Source organism: Halotia branconii CENA392 (genome assembly GCF_029953635.1).
GTDB lineage: Bacteria > Cyanobacteriota > Cyanobacteriia > Cyanobacteriales > Nostocaceae > Halotia > Halotia branconii.
In genome coordinates, this window is record NZ_CP124543.1 from 6,787,429 (window position 1) to 6,811,256 (window position 23,828).

At 38.9% G+C, this 23,828-nt stretch carries 24 protein-coding genes; 12 read left to right on the forward strand and 12 right to left on the reverse strand.

Annotation, left to right across the window (positions count from 1 at the left end):
- Positions 1-27: 27 nt before the first annotated feature.
- Positions 28-735, reverse strand: a complete 708-nt coding sequence (locus QI031_RS29850) for a Uma2 family endonuclease (protein ID WP_281483155.1) — start codon at positions 733-735, stop codon at positions 28-30.
- Positions 736-1,020: 285 nt separating this feature from the next.
- Positions 1,021-1,134, reverse strand: a complete 114-nt coding sequence (petG, locus tag QI031_RS29855; protein ID WP_010995538.1) for a cytochrome b6-f complex subunit V — start codon at positions 1,132-1,134, stop codon at positions 1,021-1,023.
- A gap of 211 nt (positions 1,135-1,345) precedes the next feature.
- Here petG and QI031_RS29860 point away from each other — a divergent pair, with 211 nt between their 5' ends.
- Both QI031_RS29860 and QI031_RS29865 read left to right on the forward strand, forming a co-directional pair.
- A complete protein-coding gene (locus QI031_RS29860) occupies positions 1,346-1,720 on the forward strand; it encodes a cytochrome c (protein ID WP_281483156.1) in 375 nt (124 codons plus the stop codon).
- A gap of 270 nt (positions 1,721-1,990) precedes the next feature.
- Positions 1,991-2,377: a hypothetical protein gene (locus QI031_RS29865; RefSeq protein ID WP_281483157.1), complete on the forward strand. Its 387-nt coding sequence runs from the start codon at positions 1,991-1,993 to the stop codon at positions 2,375-2,377.
- A 63-nt stretch (positions 2,378-2,440) separates the two neighbouring features.
- Here the strand turns inward: QI031_RS29865 and QI031_RS29870 are convergent, their stop codons facing one another.
- Positions 2,441-3,736 (reverse strand): cation:proton antiporter, encoded by a 1,296-nt coding sequence (locus QI031_RS29870; RefSeq protein WP_281486159.1) that lies wholly within the window; start codon positions 3,734-3,736, stop codon positions 2,441-2,443.
- A gap of 900 nt (positions 3,737-4,636) precedes the next feature.
- Here QI031_RS29870 and psaC point away from each other — a divergent pair.
- The 5 genes from psaC to QI031_RS31855 all read left to right on the forward strand — a co-directional run bounded on the left by psaC (position 4,637) and on the right by QI031_RS31855 (position 9,289).
- Positions 4,637-4,882 (forward strand): photosystem I iron-sulfur center protein PsaC, encoded by a 246-nt coding sequence (gene psaC / locus QI031_RS29875; RefSeq protein WP_012411495.1) that lies wholly within the window; start codon positions 4,637-4,639, stop codon positions 4,880-4,882.
- Positions 4,883-5,125: 243 nt separating this feature from the next.
- The gene (glmS, locus tag QI031_RS29880; protein WP_281483158.1) at positions 5,126-7,009 is read left to right on the forward strand and encodes a glutamine--fructose-6-phosphate transaminase (isomerizing); all 1,884 of its coding nucleotides are present in this window, start codon (positions 5,126-5,128) and stop codon (positions 7,007-7,009) included.
- Between the two features lie 225 nt (positions 7,010-7,234).
- Positions 7,235-8,122: a DUF262 domain-containing protein gene (locus QI031_RS29885; protein ID WP_281483159.1), complete on the forward strand. Its 888-nt coding sequence runs from the start codon at positions 7,235-7,237 to the stop codon at positions 8,120-8,122.
- A complete protein-coding gene (locus QI031_RS29890; protein WP_281483160.1) occupies positions 8,100-9,122 on the forward strand; it encodes an HNH endonuclease family protein in 1,023 nt (340 codons plus the stop codon). Before QI031_RS29885 ends, QI031_RS29890 begins: the two co-directional genes overlap by 23 nt.
- A gap of 47 nt (positions 9,123-9,169) precedes the next feature.
- A complete protein-coding gene (locus QI031_RS31855) occupies positions 9,170-9,289 on the forward strand; it encodes a type I-MYXAN CRISPR-associated protein Cas6/Cmx6 (RefSeq protein WP_425526000.1) in 120 nt (39 codons plus the stop codon).
- Between the two features lie 102 nt (positions 9,290-9,391).
- Here QI031_RS31855 and QI031_RS29895 read toward each other — a convergent pair whose 3' ends face one another.
- The 3 genes from QI031_RS29895 to QI031_RS29905 are packed head-to-tail and all read right to left on the reverse strand — an operon-like array spanning position 9,392 to position 10,297.
- Positions 9,392-9,646 carry a hypothetical protein gene (locus tag QI031_RS29895; RefSeq protein WP_281483161.1) on the reverse strand — a complete coding sequence of 85 codons (255 nt, stop codon included), beginning with the start codon at positions 9,644-9,646 and terminating at the stop codon, positions 9,392-9,394.
- 7 nt (positions 9,647-9,653) lie between these two features.
- Positions 9,654-10,034, reverse strand: a complete 381-nt coding sequence (locus tag QI031_RS29900; protein ID WP_281483162.1) for a type II toxin-antitoxin system VapC family toxin — start codon at positions 10,032-10,034, stop codon at positions 9,654-9,656.
- A complete protein-coding gene (locus QI031_RS29905; protein ID WP_281483163.1) occupies positions 10,031-10,297 on the reverse strand; it encodes an AbrB/MazE/SpoVT family DNA-binding domain-containing protein in 267 nt (88 codons plus the stop codon). Before QI031_RS29905 ends, QI031_RS29900 begins: the two co-directional genes overlap by 4 nt.
- Positions 10,298-11,522: 1,225 nt before the next feature.
- On the opposite strand from QI031_RS29905, the gene QI031_RS29910 reads away from it, so the two are divergent.
- Together QI031_RS29910 and QI031_RS29915 are read left to right on the forward strand one after the other, a co-directional pair.
- Positions 11,523-13,328, forward strand: a complete 1,806-nt coding sequence (locus tag QI031_RS29910; protein ID WP_281486160.1) for a WD40 repeat domain-containing protein — start codon at positions 11,523-11,525, stop codon at positions 13,326-13,328.
- A 258-nt stretch (positions 13,329-13,586) separates the two neighbouring features.
- Positions 13,587-14,147 (forward strand): Uma2 family endonuclease, encoded by a 561-nt coding sequence (locus QI031_RS29915; RefSeq protein ID WP_281483164.1) that lies wholly within the window; start codon positions 13,587-13,589, stop codon positions 14,145-14,147.
- Positions 14,148-14,322: 175 nt separating this feature from the next.
- Here the strand turns inward: QI031_RS29915 and ftsH are convergent, their stop codons facing one another.
- Complete coding sequence (gene ftsH / locus QI031_RS29920; protein WP_281483165.1) at positions 14,323-16,260, reverse strand: ATP-dependent zinc metalloprotease FtsH; 1,938 nt, start codon at positions 16,258-16,260, stop codon at positions 14,323-14,325.
- 463 nt (positions 16,261-16,723) lie between these two features.
- On the opposite strand from ftsH, the gene QI031_RS29925 reads away from it, so the two are divergent.
- Positions 16,724-16,915, forward strand: a complete 192-nt coding sequence (locus tag QI031_RS29925; RefSeq protein ID WP_281483166.1) for a hypothetical protein — start codon at positions 16,724-16,726, stop codon at positions 16,913-16,915.
- Positions 16,916-16,981: 66 nt separating this feature from the next.
- On the opposite strand, the gene QI031_RS29930 is transcribed toward QI031_RS29925, so the two are convergent.
- The 3 genes from QI031_RS29930 to QI031_RS29940 all read right to left on the reverse strand — a co-directional run bounded on the left by QI031_RS29930 (position 16,982) and on the right by QI031_RS29940 (position 20,277).
- On the reverse strand, positions 16,982-17,680 hold the full coding sequence (locus QI031_RS29930; RefSeq protein ID WP_281483167.1) for a glycoside hydrolase family 24 protein: 699 nt from the start codon (positions 17,678-17,680) through the stop codon (positions 16,982-16,984).
- A 284-nt stretch (positions 17,681-17,964) separates the two neighbouring features.
- Positions 17,965-19,140 carry a DNA double-strand break repair nuclease NurA gene (locus tag QI031_RS29935; protein ID WP_281483168.1) on the reverse strand — a complete coding sequence of 392 codons (1,176 nt, stop codon included), beginning with the start codon at positions 19,138-19,140 and terminating at the stop codon, positions 17,965-17,967.
- Between the two features lie 351 nt (positions 19,141-19,491).
- Positions 19,492-20,277 (reverse strand): HAD family hydrolase, encoded by a 786-nt coding sequence (locus QI031_RS29940; RefSeq protein WP_281486161.1) that lies wholly within the window; start codon positions 20,275-20,277, stop codon positions 19,492-19,494.
- A gap of 155 nt (positions 20,278-20,432) precedes the next feature.
- On the opposite strand from QI031_RS29940, the gene QI031_RS29945 reads away from it, so the two are divergent.
- Positions 20,433-20,966 carry a hypothetical protein gene (locus QI031_RS29945; RefSeq protein WP_281483169.1) on the forward strand — a complete coding sequence of 178 codons (534 nt, stop codon included), beginning with the start codon at positions 20,433-20,435 and terminating at the stop codon, positions 20,964-20,966.
- Positions 20,967-20,973: 7 nt separating this feature from the next.
- Here QI031_RS29945 and QI031_RS29950 read toward each other — a convergent pair whose 3' ends face one another.
- Both QI031_RS29950 and QI031_RS29955 read right to left on the reverse strand, forming a co-directional pair.
- A complete protein-coding gene (locus QI031_RS29950; protein WP_281483170.1) occupies positions 20,974-21,819 on the reverse strand; it encodes a metal ABC transporter permease in 846 nt (281 codons plus the stop codon).
- Positions 21,820-21,946: 127 nt separating this feature from the next.
- Positions 21,947-22,744, reverse strand: coding sequence for a metal ABC transporter ATP-binding protein (locus tag QI031_RS29955; RefSeq protein WP_281483171.1), 798 nt, complete (start codon positions 22,742-22,744; stop codon positions 21,947-21,949).
- Between the two features lie 96 nt (positions 22,745-22,840).
- On the opposite strand from QI031_RS29955, the gene QI031_RS29960 reads away from it, so the two are divergent.
- The gene (locus QI031_RS29960; RefSeq protein WP_281483172.1) at positions 22,841-23,806 is read left to right on the forward strand and encodes a metal ABC transporter substrate-binding protein; all 966 of its coding nucleotides are present in this window, start codon (positions 22,841-22,843) and stop codon (positions 23,804-23,806) included.
- Positions 23,807-23,828: the final 22 nt, after the last annotated feature.

Below are 23,828 nucleotides of genomic sequence, written 5' to 3' on the forward strand. Positions count from 1 at the left end.
AATGCAAATTCTGCCAATATTCCGGTGTTACTTCCTGTCCTTCTCTATTAATACCTTATTCTGATGCTCAATTGTTGTTAATCCTTGCTGCAATATCTCAATTACTCTCGCTAAATTTCCCGCTAGCAGCGCTTGTTTGTCTAACCATAACCCTGGAAAAACTTCACTTTTAATAATTCCTTGTGAATTAGACTCAAGCAGAATATAGTTCCCTTGTGCTAGCCTAAACCAATCCAATTCTCCGTCTTGAAAGCGCCAAACTATATATTCTTGTACTTGGTTGCGACGGTAAACCTTGAGTTTTTCATGTGTATCAATTGAAACACTACTGGCAGCAATTTCAGCAATTAACTCTGGCGCACCTTCCACGTAGCCATCTTCACTAATCTTGGATTGTCCACCTACTTCAATTCTCAGCAGTGCATCTGGTTGAGGTTCGTTATCTGCATCAAGGCGTACAGTACAATTATCTCCTAATTGGACTCCAGGAGTTGAAGCTTTATAAAGCATCAACCAACCAATGATTGCAGCATGGGGTTCACCATGTTGTGTAATTCGTAGTGGGGATGCCATGTAAACAATTCCTTCGATTAAGTCCGCTTTTTTCAGGTGTGGCATCGCATCATAACGACGTTCAAACTCGGCTTGAGTCAGTTTGTCGCCGTTTTCCAAAGTCGGTACTGTGTTTTTGGAAGCAGCGTTTTTGACACGAATTTTGTACGCACTTGAAGTCATAGTGGAAATATTTCCAGGAGGAACTGTACGGAAAATATTTTGCTTTTACCCAGATTCTAAAACATTACTCAATCGGTTTTCCATTGAAGTTGGGAAAGTCTCAAAGGTGTAATCTTTAACTTATGTAAACGATATTTACGACAGGTTACACCCACGCATTTCAACAATCTTAAATAATCAATACGTATATGGAAACTGGAGATGAAGAAGATGAGTTAAGAGTAATTTTTCAGAAACTCCTCATCTTCCTCTACCCAAGCATGGGCTTTGCGCCCCACTAAGTTATTAACCTCCCAACTCGTTAGGACGCTTGTATTGCTTATAGGCAGCGTAAAATAGCCCAGCGAGGGTAACTACAATTAAACCAAGGACAATACCTGATAGCAGGGGTTCAACCACTTTAAATCTCCTGTTTGCAATTATTCAAGATTCATATCTCGCTTTTGATTTTACCAAATCGGGGATGAATCCCTCTCCATATACCATCTTTGCACGACAACTGTTTATGAAAAAATTGTGATTTGTGCTTGCAGACACAATCAAGAACTTTTAAGCTATGTGTAGGACAATGAAAAATTCTTAGCAAACCTCAACTTCCACAACAAACCTTTTGGATAACCAGATTACCAAACCTGAAACTCTGACTCAGCGGCTTGCTGTATTTGCTTTGGCAATACTGCTAGCAGTCCCTTTGGGCATTTTTGGTGTTCAGATAGTTCGAGCTTCTGATCCATACGTCAAAAGTGTGCTTTCTCTTACAGGAGACCCAATTCAAGGACATGCTATTTTTCAAATTAATTGTGCTGGTTGTCATGGACTGGAAGCAGATGGACGAGTAGGCCCTAGTTTGCAAGCTGTCTCAAAGCACAAATCCCGCTATGGACTGATTCATCAAGTTATTAGCGGCGAAACACCACCTATGCCCAAATTCCAGCCTAGTACTCAAGAAATGGCTGATCTCTTAAGCTATTTAGAAACTTTATAAGTTTAAATTGTGTCTTGCTGTAGTTTTTTAGCAAATAGCTTGTTAAAAACTTAGCTTATACTTCATTAAATAGATTTTAAATATAAAAGATACAATACAAGTTGTATAGTAGCTAATTGACTTTATATTTCTATATATTCATCCAAATCAGTATAAAATGTGTCCTCCGATAGAAGGAACAGTTACACTTAAACACCTAGGATGCCTTTAAAGCTTAGATATTGCGTGCATTAAAGAAAATTTGCAACAAGAAATAAGGATGGTGTTTTCATGCAACGAATTTTATCGAGTTTAAAGCAAATATCGCGTCCTATTTTGGTTTTGAGTTTAATGGTTTTTGTTAGCCTGTCAGGTTTATTTATTTTTACTCAACTGCCTAGCTATGCAACAACACTTGAAGAATTAAAATTAATACCTCCAGATTACAGACCAACATCTCAAGAAAAAATTGACCGTGCTTACGAATATAACCGAGCTGCTGGTATCCGAGAAGAAGAAAGACAAGAGGCTTATGAGCAAGCCGTAAAAGACGCTGAAAGTCTTGAAACTATGGAGAAGGCTTACGAAAGAAACTTGAAAGCTGAAAGAAAAGGAAATTCTCAGCCAAATTTACTTGATAAAGCTGAAGAAATAGTTGATAAAGTGACGGGTAATTAGAGTTTGTAGTAAGGACTGAAGTCCTTTTTCTCAACACTCAAGTCCTTACTACGAGCTGATTTATTATAATTCATCAGCTATGACAGGATTAACAGCTTTTTTTTTGCTGCTAATTCTGTGTTCATACCACTTCATTAGGGGAGTGGCAGTAACTCCGTGTAAAACAACAGAAACTATAATAGTGGTATAGGTTATCCAAGCAATTTGTTCAGCAGCTATGCCTTCTAAACCATGACCAAAAGCATAAGCAAGATAATATAAAGACCCAACACCACGGATGCCAAACCATCCAAATAAAAACCGAGCTATTGGATGTAGATTTCGACGACGGGAACCTAAAGGACGCTTACCGATTGTACTAATCCAAACTCCTAATGGGCGAATAATTAAAAATAAAGAAATTATGACTAATAAAGATTGTGTGGCATACTTAAGCATTGGTTCAAATAATAATATCGATCCCAATAATAAAATTGTTCCCACTTCTAAAAGTTTCTCAAGCTGCTCAATAAATTCCAATTTTGCTAGTGATTCTTCTGATTTTCTGTAGCTACGTTGTACAACTAAACCAGCAATAAACACTGCTAAAAAGCCATAACCATTAATAACTTCTGTTAAGGAATAAGTTATTAAAATTATACTTATAGCAACAAAATCTTCCATCAATTCATCAGCAGAATGCTTTTCTTGGATTTTTTGATCAATCCAAACTATTGTTTTGGGAACAATAATTCCCATAATAATACCAGCTGCGATCGCCCAAATTAAATCAACTGTAATCCAATGTTGGAACCAGTTACCCCAATTATTATCTTTAAGAGCATAAATGCCAAAATAAACAAAAGGAAAAGCTAAAGCATCATTTAATCCGCCTTCAGAAGTCAAACCAAAACGCAACTCATCTTGATCTTTTACGTCAACTAGTTGAACTTCTGAAGCTAATACCGGATCTGTTGGTGCAAGAATTGCTCCTAATAAGATAGCTTCTCCCCAATTCATACCCAAAAAGAGTTTACCTACAGCAGCCAAAGCAAAAATTGAAATTGGCATTAAAAATCCAATTAATCTTGCTGTAATACTCCAAATATCTAATCTGAGTGGATGAATGATTTTTAAGCCGCAGCCAAATACCGAAATAATCACTACAAATTCTGCTATTCTCTCTAGTAATTCGGCATTGAACACTTCATCTTGACGCAATTGGATCAGTCGAAAGCCATAAGGGCCTAAAAAAATACCAACCACTAAATAGATAATGGCAAAAGAAAGAGGTAAACGAGAAATCCATCCTGACCCTAATGTGACTACTAGCAATAACAGACCAATTACAAGTAAGTCAATAATGTAAATATCTACCATAGCAATTGAAATAAAAATACACATAACACTTTGTAAGTATAGTTATGGTGGCTTTTGATTACAAATAGCCTAAAGGTAGATTTTGTTAAATAAGTTAATATTTATTTTTACCTCTACTAATGTAGTAAAAATAGCGAAAATATTATAAATTTGTGGTAATAACTCATTTGTAAAAGCGATCGCCTTTTTGAGCAGAGTGAATTTCTAACTACTTTAGGTTAATCAAAGAAACTAAATATTACTCAGAACTTATGCACAGGTAAGGAAAATCTAACCGCAGAGGACGTTGAGAAGCCAATGCGTTAGTGAGGCAGTGTGGTCTTGTCTCAAGGGGAGACGCTGTGCGTAGCTTGCTTCCCCACAGGGGTACGCTGAGAGCGAGTCAAGGGTTTCCCGACTTGTACCGCTAAAGCGGAACCCGCAAGATAGCAACTGGCGTGACCTTTTTGGAATTAACTATCGCTTCATAAATTTTTACAAAAATGCTGTTCTATGGGTAAACCGTGAGATAAATACGTTCTTGTAATGTTGTTTGTTGATTATAAAAGAATCGGCACATCTGGCAAAGACAAATTGTATAAGAGCAGTCCCACAGGCAAAATACCAACTGCTATAAATGGAAATAAACAAGTCAAATCCTCTTTACTAGAGCCTCTTTGCCCAGTTGTTGAGTTTCGACTAAGCAAAAATCGAGTTTCGACTGCGCTCAACTGCCGCGAAGTCAAGATTCAACTATCGCCCAGTCGAAACACTGCCTCCTGCCTTATTTCTTGAAAGTGCCTATTACATTGTTTAAAGTTATGTAGCCTTTTGAGTACAGGCTAGGAGCCACTGCGGTAAACTATGCCTTGATTATGATTCTTTCGCAGAGAAGAACACTCGAAAGGAGCCGTTTTTTCAATGTCTCATACCGTAAAAATCTACGATACCTGCATTGGTTGCACCCAATGCGTCCGCGCTTGCCCTACTGACGTGCTAGAGATGGTTCCTTGGGATGGCTGTAAGGCTGCTCAAATTGCCTCCTCACCCCGCACAGAAGACTGCGTAGGATGCAAGCGTTGTGAAACTGCTTGCCCCACTGACTTTTTGAGCATCCGGGTTTACCTAGGAGCTGAAACAACTCGCAGTATGGGTCTAGCTTACTGAGGAATTTTCTCTAAAATTTCTCACTTGGTTCACAATTCAAGTGTTTCCATAGCAAGCACCTTTAGGATTGTAGGGTGGATACTACCTACCCTACTAATATTGTCTTTTTAGTCTAAAAGCTCAAAAACCATAACAATATTTAGTAGTAGAGGAGCAAATTGCTCCTTTTTTTTGGCAAAACTGTGTCTTGATGCTGGCAACTATACTGGATTTAATAATCTTGCAACCGGAGTGGTGTGAGTAATGTGTGGAATCGTTGGGTATATAGGCACTCAAGCGGCAACAGAAATTTTACTAGCTGGTCTAGAAAAACTGGAATATAGAGGTTATGATTCTGCTGGAATCGCTACGGTTTGGGAAGGTGAGGTTAATTGTGTCCGGGCAAAGGGCAAACTGAATAACCTGCGTTCTAAACTTGAACAACTAGAAAACCCTGCTCAAATTGGTATCGGTCATACTCGCTGGGCAACTCATGGCAAGCCAGAAGAGTATAATGCTCATCCCCACTTAGATACAGCGATGCGAGTCGCAGTAGTCCAAAATGGTATTATCGAAAACTACCGCGAGTTACGTGAAGAACTCAAGCAAAAAGGACACGAGTTTCGTTCTGAAACTGACACAGAGGTAATTCCTCATCTCATAGCTGAATTTTTAAAGAATCTTCCCGCCTCATCTTCATCATCTGCCTTTTTAGACGCAGTTAGCCAAGCTGTGAATTACTTGAAGGGTGCATTTGCGATCGCAGTTATTTCTGCTGATTATCCAGATGAATTGATTGTAGTTCGTCAACAAGCACCTTTAGTAATTGGGTTTGGTCAAGGTGAGTTTTTCTGTGCATCTGACACACCAGCAATAGTTGCTTACACTCGTGCAGTGTTACCCCTAGAAAATGGCGAAATTGCCCGCCTCACACCTTTAGGAGTGGAGATTTACAATTTTGCTGGCGACAGGCTTAAAAAACAACCCCGGATGCTCAACTTGAGTCCCATGATGGTAGAAAAGCAGGGATTTAAGCACTTCATGCTCAAAGAAATTTATGAGCAACCGGGAGTAGTACGAGCTTGTTTAGAAGCTTATTTTACTAATACAGAAAAATCTAGTGAATCACCAATTAATTTAGGTTTACCTACAGACTTCTACGCAGATTTAGCACAAATTCACATTGTTGCTTGTGGTACTAGTTGGCACGCTGCGTTAGTAGGAAAATATTTACTTGAGCAATTAGCAGGAATTTCAACTCAGGTACATTATGCTTCAGAATATCGTTATGCACCATCACCCCTAACACCAAATACATTAATTGTTGGTGTGACTCAATCAGGTGAAACTGCTGATACTTTAGCAGCTTTGGCAATGGAAAAAGAACGTCGCCAAGGGCAAGAACCCCAATATCAAGCACGATTATTAGGCATTACCAATCGCCCGGAAAGCAGCCTAGGGTTAATGGTTCCCCATATTATCAATACCTTGGCAGGAATTGAAATCGGGGTAGCAGCGACAAAAACTTTTATTGCCCAACTGATGGCATTTTATGCTTTAGCTTTAGATTTAGCGGCTCGCCGTCAGACAGTTCCTTTAGAAAAATTAGTAGAGATTATTACCGGGTTGCGACAAATACCCAAAGAAATTGAAGCGACTTTAGAAAGTCAAGAAAGTCTAACTGAACATTTAGCTCATGACTTTGCCGAAACCAAAGATTTTATTTTTTTGGGAAGGGGAATTAACTTTCCCATCGCCTTAGAAGGAGCTTTGAAATTAAAAGAAATCAGCTACATTCATGCTGAAGGTTATCCCGCTGGAGAAATGAAACATGGTCCCATTGCTTTATTAGATTCTAAAGTGCCGGTAGTGGCGATCGCAGTTCCTGGTAGTGTGTATGAGAAGGTTATTTCTAACGCCCAAGAAGCCAAAGCCAGAGATTCTCGATTAATTGGTGTAACACCTGTAAAAGATGGCGAAGCCGCAGAAATATTTAATGATTTACTCCCTGTTTCATCAGTGGACGAATTACTCTCACCCATCCTCACAGTAGTACCTCTGCAACTATTGGCTTATCACATCGCCGCCCGTCGCGGTTTAGACGTTGACCAGCCTCGTAACCTGGCAAAATCGGTGACTGTGGAATAAATAGGTTACAAATATTTAAGTAAATATTTGTAGAGTATATGAGGTAGTTTCCAGATGTAATTATTACATTACATCTGGAAATACTTTTTAAGTGATAGTCTAAGAAGCTGCTGAATCTATCTCACCAGCACTAGTTTTTCAAATAGCAATGCCAAGTGGCATAATTCAAATTTAGTCACGTACTTATCACTGGTCTCACAAGAAAAAATAAGGAGGATATATACTATGAGTCAAAAAACAATTGATTCTCAAAATCTGACTATAGAGAAAATTTTTGAAGATTTTTATATTATTCCTAGTTATCAAAGAGAGTATATTTGGAAAGAAAAACAAGTGTTGGAGCTTTTAAATGATGTATATAGTGAGTTTCCTCTTTCAACAAATATAGAATCTGATGAATATTTCCTAGGCAGTATTGTAATTTGTCCTAGCACTGATGATACAGACAAAGTGTATCAGGTGATTGATGGACAACAAAGATTAACAACGTCTTATATTTTCTTTTGTACTGTTAAAAACTATATAAATAAGTTGCCAGAACATCAAAAGTTTGATGCCATTAAAAAATTAATTTATTCAGAATATACAAATGCACAAGGTCAAGATCAATCACGATACAGGATTAATCCTCAATATCCAGATAGTAAAAATATCTTGGAGGAATTTGCTAAGGATGAACTCAATATAGAAGAGATAGAAAAACAAAGAAATAATCAAACTGAATCTACAATTAATTTGATATCAGCTTATCAAACAATAGAAGATTTTATCAAAGATAAATTTCAAGATAAAGAAAGCCAAATCAAGAGATTCTACGCTCCTTTTATCAAAAAAGTCAAGTTAGTTAGAGTTGAAACCACAGATATTAATCACGCCTTAAGAGTTTTTGAAACCATAAATAATAGAGGCGTTGGCTTAGATTCTATGGATTTACTTAAAAATCTTTTATTTAAACAAGTTGAAAAAGAAGAGTTTTTAAAGATTAGTAATTTTTGGAAAGAAATAAAAAATGAGTTAGATTCTGTTAAAGAAAAACCTATGGATTTTTTAAGATATTTTATTCTAACTCAATATGCTATTGAAAGGGATAATGTTCAAAATAAAGAAGTATGAATGGTTGCTAGAAAATAATACTATTTGTAAATATGAAGAAACCCCATTTGAGTTTGTAAAAGACTTACTGAATGCGGCTAAGTCTTATAAATCATTAGTTGAAAGAAAAAATCCTGCTGATAATTCTGAAAATCCGCATTTAGCAAATATTAAGTATTTAAGTCCTAATCTTAAACAACATTTGTATATGTTATTAGCAGCACGCGATATGTCCATTAATATATTCACTCAATTGTGCCTCCATATTGAAAATTTTATCTTTGTTTATGGGTTTCCTAATAATTCCATGAGTGAATTAGAAAGATTATTTATTAATTGGGGGCAAGAAATTCGTAGAATAGCAAAAACTGAAGACAGAGAACAACAATTATCTGATTTAAAAATTTTCATAGATAGTACTCTTGGGGAGCGTAAAGAAAATCTCAGGAAATCGTTTGAGAAAAAGTTTAGTGAAGCCAGTCAATTAGATTTTAATTCAAGGGGTACAAATAAAAAACCAACATCAAATGCTAATAAAAAAACAAAGTATATATTAGCAAAAATTTCTCAGTATATACAAATGATAGGTTATAGCGAGAATGATGAATATCAAAATTTAACAACTTTTACTCAGAGTTCAATAGAAATTGAGCATATTTTACCTCAAGATTTAAATTCTGAACCGATTAAGACTTTTGATAACCAGGATGAAGTGGAAACGTATATATATAAATTAGGTAACTTAGCTTTACTAGAACAAACACTCAACTCTTCAATTCAAAATAGTTCATTTGATATCAAAAAAAGAGCTTATAAACAATCAAATTTCCTTCTGACACAATGTATTTCTGATAAGCCTAGCATTGGAAATAATACTGCAATTAATCGGGCTGTTGAAGATTTAATAAGTTTTCAAGAATGGAATTCACAATCAATTGAGAAAAGACAAGAGATGCTAAAGGCATTAGCTTTGAAAATATGGTACGAGGAAGTATCTTTTAGAAAAGATATACCTGAATAATTTTAATTATAAAAATTCATTTTTGTATTTGGATACCAATAAATTAAGTGCGTTTGGTTTACCCATTAGCAGGTAAGTCCCTGAGAATTGGCAAGCATACAATTCGTTTAGGTATTCCCGACATATGTTTGCTTCAACCTGCGGAGAAACTGCGATCGCGCATCTAAATCAACCATCATTCTGAGATATTTTTGCGATTATTTTTTCCCACTGCTCAATCTGGTTCTGTAGTTGTAATTGACGATCGCCCACTCCTACACAGTCCCTTACTAACACACCAAATCCCCAAAAAATAACCAAACAAGGAGAAAAGTCAAATGAACAATTTCAATCCCCTGACTTTTTATAAACATTCCACCTTGGCGATCGCCTTTCACCCTCAGAGTGATCGGTACAGTTAGCGTATTAGCAAAAACATAAACCTTTATGATTACAGAATCGAGGAACTCTGGCACAAATGGCAGCCAAAGTGATCGCTGTCCCAAGGTGCGATCGCGGTGTGTAGCGAGGAGCGATCGCATCATGAATTTATCAACGAATCACTTGCACGTCCAACGCCAAACCCAAAGTTGCCCAGAGGCGATCGCAGGTCAAAACTGGGACATTCAACCGCATCCCCAAACTCAAACAAGCACGATCTCCCAACGACAGCCCAGCCTGTCGAGTTTGCAACCAGAGTCGCCCTACCATATCAGCATCTTCAAGAGAAAAAGGAGCGATCGTCAGCCCCAACGCTTCCAAATCTTCCCGCATCCCATCGACTACGACACCAGCAGCCACAGACTTCTGCACTACTTCCGCCCAATTCACACTCGACATCACCGATTCAGCCAGTACTGCTTCAACCGCCTCACTTCCAGGCTCATCTTGCAAATAGGCAAGCAATGCCGAGGCATCCAACACAACCGTCATTCACTTACTTCCCGTTGCGCTTCTTCCTGTCGTTGGGCGATCAATTCATCCGCAAGGCTAGTGTTTTTTATCACATGGGAAAACCGAGCCTTAAGTCGGCGTTGGACAGTTTCCAGCTTTTCCAACACTAATCGTCCATCTTCAAGCCGAGCAATCAATGTATCACCTGGTTCAAAGCCAAGGGATTTTCGCAAAGCCGCAGGAATCACTAATCGCCCTTGCTCACCCAGTCGAACCTCAACATGGGTAGGAAATTCAGCCATAGGGATAATAAATGTGCCACATAACTATTGTATCTGCCACATTGCTCTAATTTGTGGCAAAAAAGGGAGAGCAAGAATAGTTAGCTCTCCTTAATCCCCAGAAATACGTAGTGATCGCCCCTCTCTCAAAAAATCTTTTCACTGTGTAAAGCGATCGCGTCAAACCAGACAAACAATATACAACACCGAATGAACAATAACCTCTCAGGAAGTACGATTGTACCGAGTAAAAGTGCGATCGCTTCCAGAGGTTATTTTTATATGGTTAGAATCAGAATGGAATAGACGCAAGCTGAATATAAGCGGTGTATCAAAGAAGGTCGTAGTCGAGGAAGAGAGAAAGAATATAAACCTTGTCTTACAATTTAGTTCTTTCCTGTGGTTATAAATTTTGAAATTTTCAATACAACAGCTAGAAGAATATCTCAGAATTACAGAGTAAGGATTCAGGTATATGGGTATTGACAAGTGTGATATCTATTGAGTAGAAAATCGAGATTCTTTCCTCCACTTAGTTGCCTTTAGAATGATAAAGTCTATTCTTCGCGTACTATAAAAAAGTTGCAAATTAATTAACAAAATTGGAACATAACTCTTAGGAGTAAATATTGTGATGTGATCGCCTTCAAGAGATTTTTTATAGCTAGAGGAAGACAAGAGTAGACGCAAGCTAAGTTTGAGCTTTACTTCATAAACTCTCTCAGTAATTGGTCTAAGCGTGTTACGAATGCTTAGGGAGGTTTTTTCAGCCAATGATTCAAATGGAAATAAACTATCTGAAAAGCTTATAAGGCAAAACTTTGAGAAATTTTATAACTTTTTTATTTGTCAATATGAGAAAGACTTCATAAATTATACAACTTTATTTTTTCGGGCTTAGGCAAATAGCAACGTAAATCCAGTCCTTACAAGCTTTTAAATTGTACAACTTTTTTATATTTTTACAATTGAAACTTAAATAGCTCTTCAGCAATTTATATAGTTGAAAGAGCTATTTTTATGAGTATAAATACTATGCATAATTGTATATGAAAATACACAAATATATCTAATTTCACCTTTCATTGTAAAATTGTCCGTTTAAATGCGATCGCAGCAACTTAAATGTATATCTGTGTTCTATTAGACTGCAATGATCACTGAATTGTTAATTAACTAGAGATTATAAACTTGAGTAATCGCGTTGGTATAGCTTACCTTGGGTATGCAATATTTTGCCGCCAGAATGCAGATGAATTGGATTAGCTTATTAAAGGCACAACAGGCTGACTTCATTCAACGTGTGAAAAAACCTAAAACCAATGACCTATTTTTGCTAAAAAGTCAAGTTAAAGGTTGCCATAGTGAGATTATGGCATTTCGGGGTGAACCATTAGCAGAAATGTTGGAATTTTCGCGCCAACAAGCTGAAATTATCGCCAAAAATCCACCTCCCATTCCGCCTGAATATCCTGAACCTCCCGACTGGGTAATCCCATTTCCTAAACATTTCCAACAGCAAGCAGAAGATTACATCGTCCGAGAGCAAATTGTTGAACGAGTCATGGTCGAACGTTTGGGCAAGCTGGTAAAGAAACTGCCCCAAGACACTTTGCAAAATATGGTTTTAGATGACGAGGGTAATTTACGTGGTGAAAGTAAATTTAGTTATTTGCTAGCAGATAATCCTCAAGTAAGTATTAACGTTTACGTTGCCGATGGAGAAAGTTTTAACGGGATTAAGAAAGATAAAATTAGGTGGTCAGTTACTCAAGAAGACTTAAAAAATCACCAAGTATTAATTTTTCTGTGTTTACTTTATCCATTTACAGGTAAATTAGGTTACGAAAAACACGTAGTTGTTACTGGTTTTTTACCTACTAATCAAATTGAATCCAATGAAGCAAAACTCTATGTCAGTCCCAGTAACTTATTGTATGTAGGGGGATTGAGTTGGTATTTAGAATCACTAAGCAATAAAAAAATTGCCGAAAAGGATGCATTATTATTAGTTGATGCACAAGCGATCGCAGAGACAATTCAGACTATACCATCAGAGCATCCCCAAAAAGATCTAATTGGCGACTGGGAATGCTGGCAGACATTAAAAGGGCATACTCAAGGCATTAATTGTCTTGCCTACTCTTCTAGAATCTCTACGGCCAAGAGTTCTCGGTCTAAAAATGCTAAAACATCGCCTATATTAGCAAGCGGCAGTTTGGGAGAAACAAAACTCTGGGATTTAAGCAAAGGTGAATTAATAAAGACATTATCAGAATACCCTTGGGTAGTATCTGGGCTAATAGATCAAGTTAATTCCCTAGCCTTTAGTGCAGACGGACAAACTTTAGTGAGTGGCGGTGCAGACTCCACAATTAAGATTTGGCATACAGGCGCACTAGACTTGATTGATATTATGCACAAGCATAATGGCATGGTGCGTTGCGTAGCATTCACCCCCGATGGCAGGATGGTAGCAACTGGTGGAGATGATAGAAGAATCTTATTTTGGGATTTAATGCGTCGTCAAGTAGCGATCGCCCTATCTTTAGACGATACAGCTGCTCATTCCCTAGTTTTAAGCAGAGATGGACAAACTCTGGTTACAGGTAGCTACCGCAAAATCAAAGTTTGGCAGACTTTACTCCCCACAAAAACCAAAACTTTCAAAGATGTAGAACCACAGCATACCCTGATGGGTCATGCTCACATCGTTGGTTGTTTGGCGATGAGTGCCGATGCTAAATTACTCGTCAGTGGTAGCTGGGATCAGACAATTAAAATTTGGGACTTAGAAACTGGAGAATTAATTTGTACACTCAAAGGGCATACAGATAAAGTACATGCGATCGCCCTGAGTCCTGACGAGCAAATTATCGCTAGTGGTAGTGCAGATAAAACCATCAAATTGTGGCATGTACAAACAGGAGAACTGCTGGCTACCTTTACAGGTCATAGCAACACAGTTACAGCATTAGCCTTTACCGACTCCGGCGAAATCTTAGTTAGTGGCAGTTTGGATAAGACAATTAAAATCTGGCAACGGAGTTAATTCGTAATTCATAATTATCTAGCCTTTGATACTCGTAAACAATAAACTCTAAAAATTCTCCGTGCCTCTGCGTGAAATTTCATCTTCCACCAACAGCGTTTCCCAGCTAGCAAGTTAAATTATATACAATAGCTGAATAGTCTCACGCATACCGCTAAGGCGGAACTCGAAGAGTAGGCGTAAAGATCTAATAATTAAATTATCCCCTTTATGCTGTTTGCTTATGGCGATCGCTACTCAATCTTAGTTAATTAAAAGATGACAGTAACTACCTACAAATGGACAATTGAACGCTATCACCGAGCGATAGAAGCAGGAATCTTTGATGACCAACCCATTGAACTATTGCACGGCGACCTCATAGTTATGCCACCAGAACGAGAACCCCATGCCTATTACAATACCGAAGCCGCTGATTATCTCCGCACACTATTAGGTGAACGCGCAAAAATCCGCGATGCCAAACCCATCACCCTACCCAACGACTCAGAACCAGCCCCAGATGTAGCGATTGTCAAACCATTAGGCGAGGTTTACTTAGAACACCACCCCTACCCTGAAGATATATTCTGGATTATCGAGTTTTCTCAGTCCACCCTGAATAAAGACTTGGGTGATAAAAAAGACATTTATGCAGAAGCAGGGATTGCTGAATATTGGGTTGTTAATCTCAACAATTCTCAGTTGCTAGTATTTCGAGACTTAAAAAATGGGCAATACACAACTGAACTGACACTAACTACAGGTACTATTGTCCCCCTAGCCTTTGCTGATGTATCAATCCAAGTGAATCGCCTTGTAGGTTTCCCAAAAAGATAATTTGTAACACCTGTTAAAAACGAAAAATGTAAGGCAAGCTAATCCGAATAATTAAAGTGAAACGGTATGACTGTAGAACAGGTTTTTAGTTGGTTGAGTTTGTCATAAAAAAGCGATCGCCTTTCAACAGCGATCGCACACATCTCAATAAATTGCCGTCTCTACGAAGTGAAATTTAGACTAACAGTGATTGCATCAATGGTTTATCTTCTGATAACTTACCTGTTCGCAACCATTGTGTCATTTCATCTGGTACTCTGACTTTGTTAAGGCGATCGCGCAGTTGGGAACCTTCTAAGATTTCTTTATCCAGCAGTTCTTCGGCGGTTGATTCTAACAAGTCACGGTTATATTGCAGAATACTCAAAGCAATATGATGAGCATTATCTAATGTCTGCTTCACTTCACGGTCAATTTCTTCAGCAACTTTGGGACTAATCGCACGGCGTGGGTTGCTATAACCTTCAAGAAATTGTTGTTGACTCTTTTCAAAGGCTACTGTGCCCAAGCGATCGCTCATGCCGTAAAGGGTAATGGCACGTTCTGCTAAGTCAGTAGCTTTTTGGATATCATCAGCAGCACCAGTAGACACTTTACCAAAAATAGTTTCTTCGGCAGAACGTCCACCCAACAGAGTCGCAATGCGTCCACGGATTTCATCTTCGAGCATTAAGAAGCGGTCTTCTTCTGGCATTTGAATTGTGTAACCCAATGCACCCACGCCACGGGGGACAACAGAGATTTTTTCCACTTTACCAGCACCAGGCATCAATGCACCGATGATGGCGTGACCAACTTCGTGATAAGCTACAGTCTTTTTCTCAGTTTCATTCAAGACACGAGAGCGTTTTTCTAAACCAGCAACTAATCGCTCGATCGCTTCGTTAAAATCTGCCATTGTCACAGCTTGGCGATTTTGGCGAGCTGCCAATAGTGCAGCTTCATTCACCAAATTGGCTAAATCTGCCCCAGCAAAGCCTGGAGTTCTAATAGCAATCTTGCCCAAATCAACATCATTAGCTAATTTGACGTTTCTAGCATGGACTTTGAGAATAGCTTCACGACCAATTTTATCAGGGCGATCAACTACAACTTGGCGGTCAAAACGACCGGGACGACGTAAAGCCGGATCGAGAACTTCGGGACGGTTGGTAGCAGCGATAATAATTACACCTGTGTTGGCATCAAAGCCGTCCATTTCACTGAGTAACTGGTTGAGGGTTTGTTCGCGCTCATCATTACCACCAACAAAACCACCAGCACCGCCGCGAGATTTACCCAATGCGTCTAACTCATCGATAAACACAATACAAGGCGCTTGTTGTTTGGCTTGTTCAAACAAATCGCGGACTCGTGAAGCACCTACACCTACAAACAATTCAATAAATTCCGAACCAGAAATGCTAAAGAAAGGAACACCAGCTTCGCCAGCGATCGCTTTTGCTAGTAAGGTTTTACCTGTTCCTGGAGGGCCAACCAGCATCACACCTTTGGGAATTTTTGCTCCCAGTTGGGTGTATTTGCCAGCATTTTTGAGAAAATCGACAATTTCTTCTAATTCGGCTTTGGCTTCATCGACACCAGCCACATCTGTAAATTTGACACCAGTGCTACCTTCTGAGTAGATGCGGGCTTTGCTTTTACCTACAGTCAGTGCAGCCGGGCCAGCACCTTGACGACTAATTAAAAAGCCCCAAATTCCAAAGAAAATTAACGGTGGTGCAATCCAGCTGATTAAAGTGCTAATCCAGCCATTTTGATCTGGTGGTGGCGCAGAAAACTCTACATTATGGTCACGGAGAATTTTAGGTAAATCTAAATCCAACGCCACTGGTGTAGTTGTGAACGCTTGTTCAGGAGATTGACTATCTGAAGTTTCACTCTTGATGAAATATTCAATGCGATCGCTACCTACAACTGCTCGCTCGACTTTACCAGCTTCCACCTGAGCAATAAATTCACTATAGGGAACTTGTGGCGATCGCGGGGCAAAAGCACTAGGAACGATTAAGTTAAGCATTAATATCAAAGTTAACAAAATCAGTAAACTGCCCCCAAACTGCCGTCTTTTTGGCGGTTTGATTTGTCTTTTATTATTAGTTTCAACAGGCATTTTGATGTACCCCCAATGAGAATTTGTCAGTGGTCAGTTGTCAGCGATGCACTGAGCGTAGCCGAAGTGTGGTCAGTAGTAACAAATAACAACGTTTCGACAAGCGGTAGTCGAAACTCAGCTCATCGCTGACTATTAACAGTTATCAACTCAACAACAGAGCAAATAGAATACATAAAGCAATACCTTAAATACACCAGTATCACCAACGCTGAGTATCCCTGAACTCGTGGCTTGAATATCTTTTAAATAATGAAACTGGTAGATAAATCATAGAGATTAGCAACTACAATTTTATGGTTACTCAACTACAACCGTTTGCAGATTTAGTGATGGTGACAGGTGTAGAGACAAAATATTTGTGTTTAAGGTTTGTCTATGTAGGTCTATTTTAGAAAATGTAGACAGCAGCCTGAGTTAGTACATACCCCACATAAAAATGCGTATTGCCGTACTTTAATATATGGAAAATCAATTAGGATTTGTGATCAAACTGTTTCTAGTTTCTATTTTGATATCACTATTGATTAAGTATGTAGCTCCAAGTTTTTCGATTCCTGCTACAGCAACCAATGGATTGATTTTTGTTTTTTTACCAATTGTAATTCTAGCGATCGCTTTATTTTGGCGATTTCAGACCCAGAAACAAAATTAAACTTATTGCATAAATATTTTTTTCTCACGCAGAGGCGCAGAGGCGCAGAGAAAAGAAAGAGGTCTATTAATTCCCCTGCCCTCTGCCCTTTGCTGATGCTGGCTGATTAGCTGTTGTTAATTCCTCTGCCAACATTTTCTGATAAATCTTTGGCAATGAGCTACTTACAGAATTAGTTTCTATGCCATATCCCAAACTTGTCCAAGTGGGAGAAAGTCGCCGTAAAACTTCATTTAATTTTCCTTGGCTTAGCAGTTGAGAAATATCAGTTCCCCAAACTTTGGAATCATTTAACCAACGATAAACTACCAAGTCTTGATATTCTGGTTCAAAACTATAAGAAACCCAAAACATCATTCGCGTCGGATTTGGGTGATAGCGAGGAGCAATTTGATACCAAGTAGTATTGATCATTTGATATCTGCCAGCCGCAGTCGAACAATTACCTGTGTTCGGCCCAGTAACAATGGTGACACATATCTCCGGATGGCGGTTGAGGTCATTGATCTGCTGTCCACCATACAACAGAGAATAGGGACGGTTGCCACTTGCTTCACTGGCTGAGATAGTTCGCATTAAAGCGCGGATGCGGGGATCGCCTCCTTTCATGACTAAAGGTGGCTGTTTGACGTTAAAAATAGGGTCAGAAGGCGATCGCAATTCTCCAGATATGTACCACTGCAACAAATATACAAATCCTAGAAGTGCAGCTATCGGGCCAATGAGTTTTTCAACGCCTTTGATTTCAAAGCTTTTCAGAGTCAAACTCCTCCCAATGCGTTTGCTTAATCAACAACATTTATTGACGCACTCTTTTTGAGCAAAGTTCACTGTTATTAGGAAAAGGGGCTAGGGACTAGGGCGTGTTTTCAAACTCGAACTGTAAGTTGGGTTGACGTAAGGAAACCCAACAAAGCAACTATAAGTTTTATTTTGGGTTTGAAAATAGTCTCTAGGGGCAGAGGCTAGATTGATGTATTCTATCCATAAAAAATAGTGATATTGCCAATCTAGCAAATTATCTGTTTAACAGTTAACTGATAACTGATTCATGCAATACTGCCTCGTTTTCTGGCTTCTTTGTAAGAAGTTCCCACATTTCTTAAACCGGCTTTAATCATTTGTCTCTCTAAAAGAGCAAAAAAACGTGCTTTATCACCACCGCGTACTACAGCTTGATTATGGGCTTCAGCGATCGCTACAGGGTAGCCATAGCCTTTTTGTACTTGTGCCAACATTAATCCTAGTGCTTGATCAAACATAGTTGTGTCTTCAGCTACCCAGGCAGGAACTTCGATTCTGGCAATTTCAGCACCGACATGAACGTAGCAAAAGTAAATAATTTGGTCGCCATAAAGTTCTAAAATGCGGTTATTACTCCGCCACAGAGGGCCGCGTTGTCCTGGTTTGAGTTGAGTTACCCAAAGGGCAGTATCTCGCAAAGGTTCAAAAACTTTACAAGGTACTTTTTCTAACTGATTTGGGCAATAACTCTGACAGTCAGGTACAGGATGGGTACAAGCTAACAAACGTAAAAAGTTCATACCTTCGATGTTACGAGAAGCGCTAAGATAACCCATCAGTGGAATTTGAGCATCACGCATTTGCTGCCATGCTTCTAAAATTGGGGGTAAAATGCGATCGCGGGCATCAATCGGCAACTGTTCTAAAAACCAGTAAATTAATGAACCATCTACCATTGCTAGGGTTGGCGCTTCTGTTTTGGCTGCACAGGCGAGTTCTGCCAACACTGTTGTTTCACTAGCAGTCCGCCGATAACCCATCCATTCTTCGGTTTTAATTCCCCACTGCCGAGACATATATAAATCTTCGGGACGATAAAATACTTCTGGCAAACTATCTAATAATGGCTGGCGATTCTGCCCGTAGTGCAAGACAACTCTGCCAATATTTAATAGATAACAATAAGCAATTTCGTGATGATTAGGGGCAATTTGGGAACCGTCGGTAGCAATAACAGTATGGATTTTGGGGGGAACTGGAATATCAATGCAGGTTTCTAATGGTTCGGTGGGGGTAGCGTTAGCAAAAATAATGCGATCGCGCCATTTTTCTTGACGTTCAATTAAATCTTGTTGAGAATCGTAAGCTTGTTTTAGATATTGTTGCGCTAATTCTAAACGTTGACGACTGGCAACAGCTTCTAAGGTAAGATGCTGACTTAAACCTTGCATTTGCCGCGCTAACTTATTCAGATCAAGCATGGGTTTTTAAATATTATCTTAAACTTGGAGTTGATATTTCACGCAGAGGTAATCTTAAGCTAATCATCATTTAAATTGCATCATGTTCATGGTAATAAAAGCTGCAAATCCTCTCCCCTGCTCCCCTTCGGGTTCGCCAGTCCAACGCCAGTCGCTCCTGGGGAGCCACTGCGTTGCGGGGGTTCCCCCCGTTGAAGCAAGTGGCATGGAAACCCCCATGACCGCGCTGCCTCCTCTTTGTTGGAACAACAAGACCAGGCTGGCTCACCTGCTCCCTGCCCCCCTACGACCTCAATGTGCAAATTAAATGCTTAACAGTTTAACGCCTCTGCGTGAGCTTATCCTACTTTCTTAACCCCAATTTGAGAAATTCTTAGTAAATTGAGAAAGGGATAATAATTGAATTTGGGGATCATCTTGGGCAACTTTTCTTTCTTGTTGGGTATTATAGCCCCAATCTGCCAGAAATAATTTTACATCCCTAAGATCTGCTTGCTGTTGGACTAACTGCAATGTCTTGAGTCTATCTTCTACAAACCATAAACTGACTGGTTGTACTTCTGCTACTTTAATTAATTCTCGCAGAATTTCGTACTTAGGACGTTTCACTTCTTTACCAAAAATTGCTGTTGGAGATAAATTGATTCCTTCTCGTTGCAATAACTGATGCACAAAACGTCCTTCTTTCGTAGTGACAACAAATAACTTAATTTCACTAGCAATAGTCACCTTGAGTTTTTCCACCACGCCTGGATAAAATTTATGCAGACTCAACCATTCATTTAAATTTGTGGTAATCCATTCATCTCGCAGGTTATCTAATTTTGCACCGATGTCTTTCGCTTGTAATCTACTTTGCAATAAAATTTGCGGGGTAATATTTGACCACTCTTGAAGGATTTTTTCCTCGGTAATTTCATCTACCAAGGCTTTAATTAAAACAGGCATTTCCCAGCCTGTTTCAATTACAGGTCGCAAGCGATAGAATCTCAAAGCTAAATCATCTGCGGGTGTGTCGTTCGCAGGCGACCAAATTTGACAGTAAGTACGCCATGCTACCTCAAAATATTCAATTAGTCCATCGCAAATTACTCCGTCAAAGTCCAAGGCTAAAATTGTGGGACTACCTGCTGTCATTGTTTTGAGGGTTAAAACTGCTGTTGTCAGCTTACCCGACAAATTAAAATTATGCAGTAATTTTTGTTAGTGTTTTATAATCTGACTGGAAAATACTTGGTGTCTTAGTGCCTTCGTGGTAAAAATACCTTCAACCACTGAGACATACACTGTTGATGATGACTACTTATTTAATTAAGAAAAATATGCGATCGCAACATGAACCACAAGTTTTTTCCGCTGTCATTAAAGATGCCGGAATAGAAAGAAATTTTCTAGATGCAAGGTCTAGTAGTTTAATAACTAGCACTTCTTTAACGCCAGTTCTTTCATGGGAAAATCTTCGTCTGCCAGAAAGATTAATTCATGGAATGAAAATTATAGGTTTTTCTAATCTTCAAAAAGAGACTTACGAAGATTGGCTTTCAATTAATAATCAACCTTCCTGCCTCACTCCATTGATTACAAATCCTCATGTCACTTTGATTTCTGAAAGACAGTCTGAACAAATTATCAATAACCATGATTATAGATGGTCTATTATATATACTTTAACTCGACCAGGATTTTCTATTGATTTTTCCCAAGCATTAATTCAAATAACCGCCCATTGTCCAGCAGGGCCACCCCAGTATGGGAGTTTGCTTTATTTGGAAAGAACGAGCGAACAATGGCAAGTCCAGTCATCTTACGGGCTATACAATCAGTAGAAAAAATCTATTTTTGATTTACAGTTGGTATCAAAACCCCGTGCTTGGGACTAAATAATAACGCTAATAAAAATAATCCCGATACTACTAAAACGATCGCCGGGCCAGAAGGCAAATTATAAAAGTAGCTGAGATACATCCCACTAATACTAGAAATAACTCCAATTACTGCACCTAAAATCATCACTTTATGCAAGCGTTTCACTAATAAATAAGCAGTTGCTCCTGGTGTAATTAAAAGTGATAATACTAAAATTACACCTACAGCTTTCATACTAGCAACAATAGTTAAAGCAATTAGCAGCATCAATCCAAAGTTGAGCCGATTGACTGGCAAACCTGCGGCTTGAGCGCCTAAAGGATCAAAGGTGTAAAATAAAAGTTCTTTATATAATAAAAAAACAACTATTAAAACAACAGTGGCAATAATGGCAGTGTCTCGTACTTCGTCAATAGTAACACCAAGAATATTACCAAATAAAAAGTGATTCAGGTCAATTTTATTATCTTTTTGAATAACAGTAATTAAAGTAATTCCCAAAGCAAAAAATGCTGAAAATACTATACCCATTGCAGCATCTTCTTTGATGGGCGATCGCGTCCTAATCCAGGCAATCACCATTGTACTCAAAACCCCAGCAATAAATGCCCCAATATATATATTTGCTCCCAGCATAAAGGCGATCGCTAATCCTGGCAAAACTGAGTGACTGATAGCGTCACCTAATAAAGCTAGTCTTTGCACCATCAAGTAGCTGCCTACCACAGCACACAACAAACCGACTAAAATGGCAATGACGAGCGATCGCTGCATGAAACCATACTGCAACGGTTCAATTAATGCTTGCAACATAAGAGTTTATTGATAATATGAACCCGGAGTATGAATATCACGCAGAGACGCAAAGGCGCAGAGAGTAAGAGTTAATAAGAGTTTATTTTTAAATTTCATATTCTAATTCAGTAACGTCTTTTAACTCTTATGCGGCATCAGAATAATACATGACTTTACCACTGTAAGCGCGCTGTAAATTTTGTTCTGTAAGGACTTGTTGTCGTGAACCTGTGGCAATTAATTCACAATTTAATAATATTAAATCATCAAAGTGAGTGATTGATTCTCCTAAGTCGTGATTGACTACCAACACGATTTTATTGGCAGCTGTTAGTTCTTGAAAGACTTCAAAAATTACTGCTTGAGTTTTTTGATCGATGCCTACTAAAGGTTCATCAAAGCAGAAAATTTCCGCTTGCTGTACCAATGCACGGGCCAAAAATACTCGCTGTTGCTGTCCTCCTGAAAGTTGTCCAATGGGACGATCAGCATATTCACTCATGCCAACTCGTTCTAGAGCATTTTTTGTGACTTGGTGGCTAACTGTTGAGAAGCTACGCAACCAACCTGTTTTCTTGACTCGTCCCATCATCACTACATCCCAAACTGTGGCGGGATAAGTCCAGTCTATTTGATTGCGCTGGGGTACGTAGGCAACTTTTGATCTTTGCTGCATTAAAGGTTTTCCCTGGTAAAGCACTGTGCCGCTATTTAGGGGAACCAAACCCAACATTGCTTTCATTAAAGTACTTTTACCAGCGCCATTGGGGCCAAAAATTCCTGTTAACTTTCCTGGCTTGATAATGCAGTTAATGTCCCTCAAAGCCTCTTGTGTCCGGTAAAGCACCCCTAAATGGGCAATATTAATGGTTGCAGTGGTTGTTTGGGTGTCTTTCATAAAGTGGCTGGAATTTGCTTCTAAGGAAAAGTCAACAGTTCTCATGAGTTGATTTTTGGTAATTAAATAAAAAATGAAAAGAATATGAGAATAATGTACCTTAAAAAATGAGAAGAATATGAAAATAAGTGTAACAAGTCGATGAGAGGAATCACTCAGTCAAAAGCTATATACTATTGGCCAGCCACATTTGGAGTATTATTAGGACTTTGGATAGGTGGTTGTGTGCAACGTACCTCTCCAGGGGTAGATGGCAAGCCGCGAGTGGTGGCAACTAGCACGATTATTGCTGATTTGACACAAGAGGTGGGGGGAGATGAAATTCAGCTAACTGGAATTTTGCAACCGGGTACTGATCCCCATGTTTATGAACCTGTACCAGCAGATAGCATAACTTTAGAAGAAGCCGACTTGATTTTATATAACGGCTACAACTTAGAACCAGGACTGATTAAGTTAATGAAAGCCTCTGGTGGCAAGGTGCAGCAATTACCTGTGGGAGAAGTTGTTAAACCTTTACGCTTAGAAAAAACCAAGGGTGAAGTCGTGCCAGATCCCCACGTTTGGGGTAGTGCAGCAAATGCGATCGCAATGGTAAATGTGATTAGAGATGCTTTGATCAAGTTATCCCCGGAAGATCAAGAAAAATTTACCCAAAATGCTGCACAACTGACTCAAGAATTACAGCAGTTGCATAGCTGGACTAAAAAACAAATTCAAACTATCCCCCCAAATAAACGCCAACTTGTAACCACACACGACGCATTTCAGTATTATGGAGATGCTTATGGAATTGCGATCGCAGGGACTTTAATTGGCATTAGTACTGAAGAACAACCCAGCGCTCAAACTGTGCAACGATTGGTAGAGTCAATTAAAAAGATTGGTGTACCTGCAATTTTTGCCGAAACTACAATTAATCCTGCTTTAATTAAAACCGTTGCCCAAGAAGCAGGTGTGAAATTAGCACCAAATCAACTATATTCTGATTCCATTGGTGCAAAGGGTAGTAATGGAGATTCTTATATCAAAATGATTGAGGCTAATACCCGGACTATTGTAGAAGCATTAGGCGGTAAATATACACCATTTCAATTAAACAAGTAAATCCAACACCATTTTTTGATCA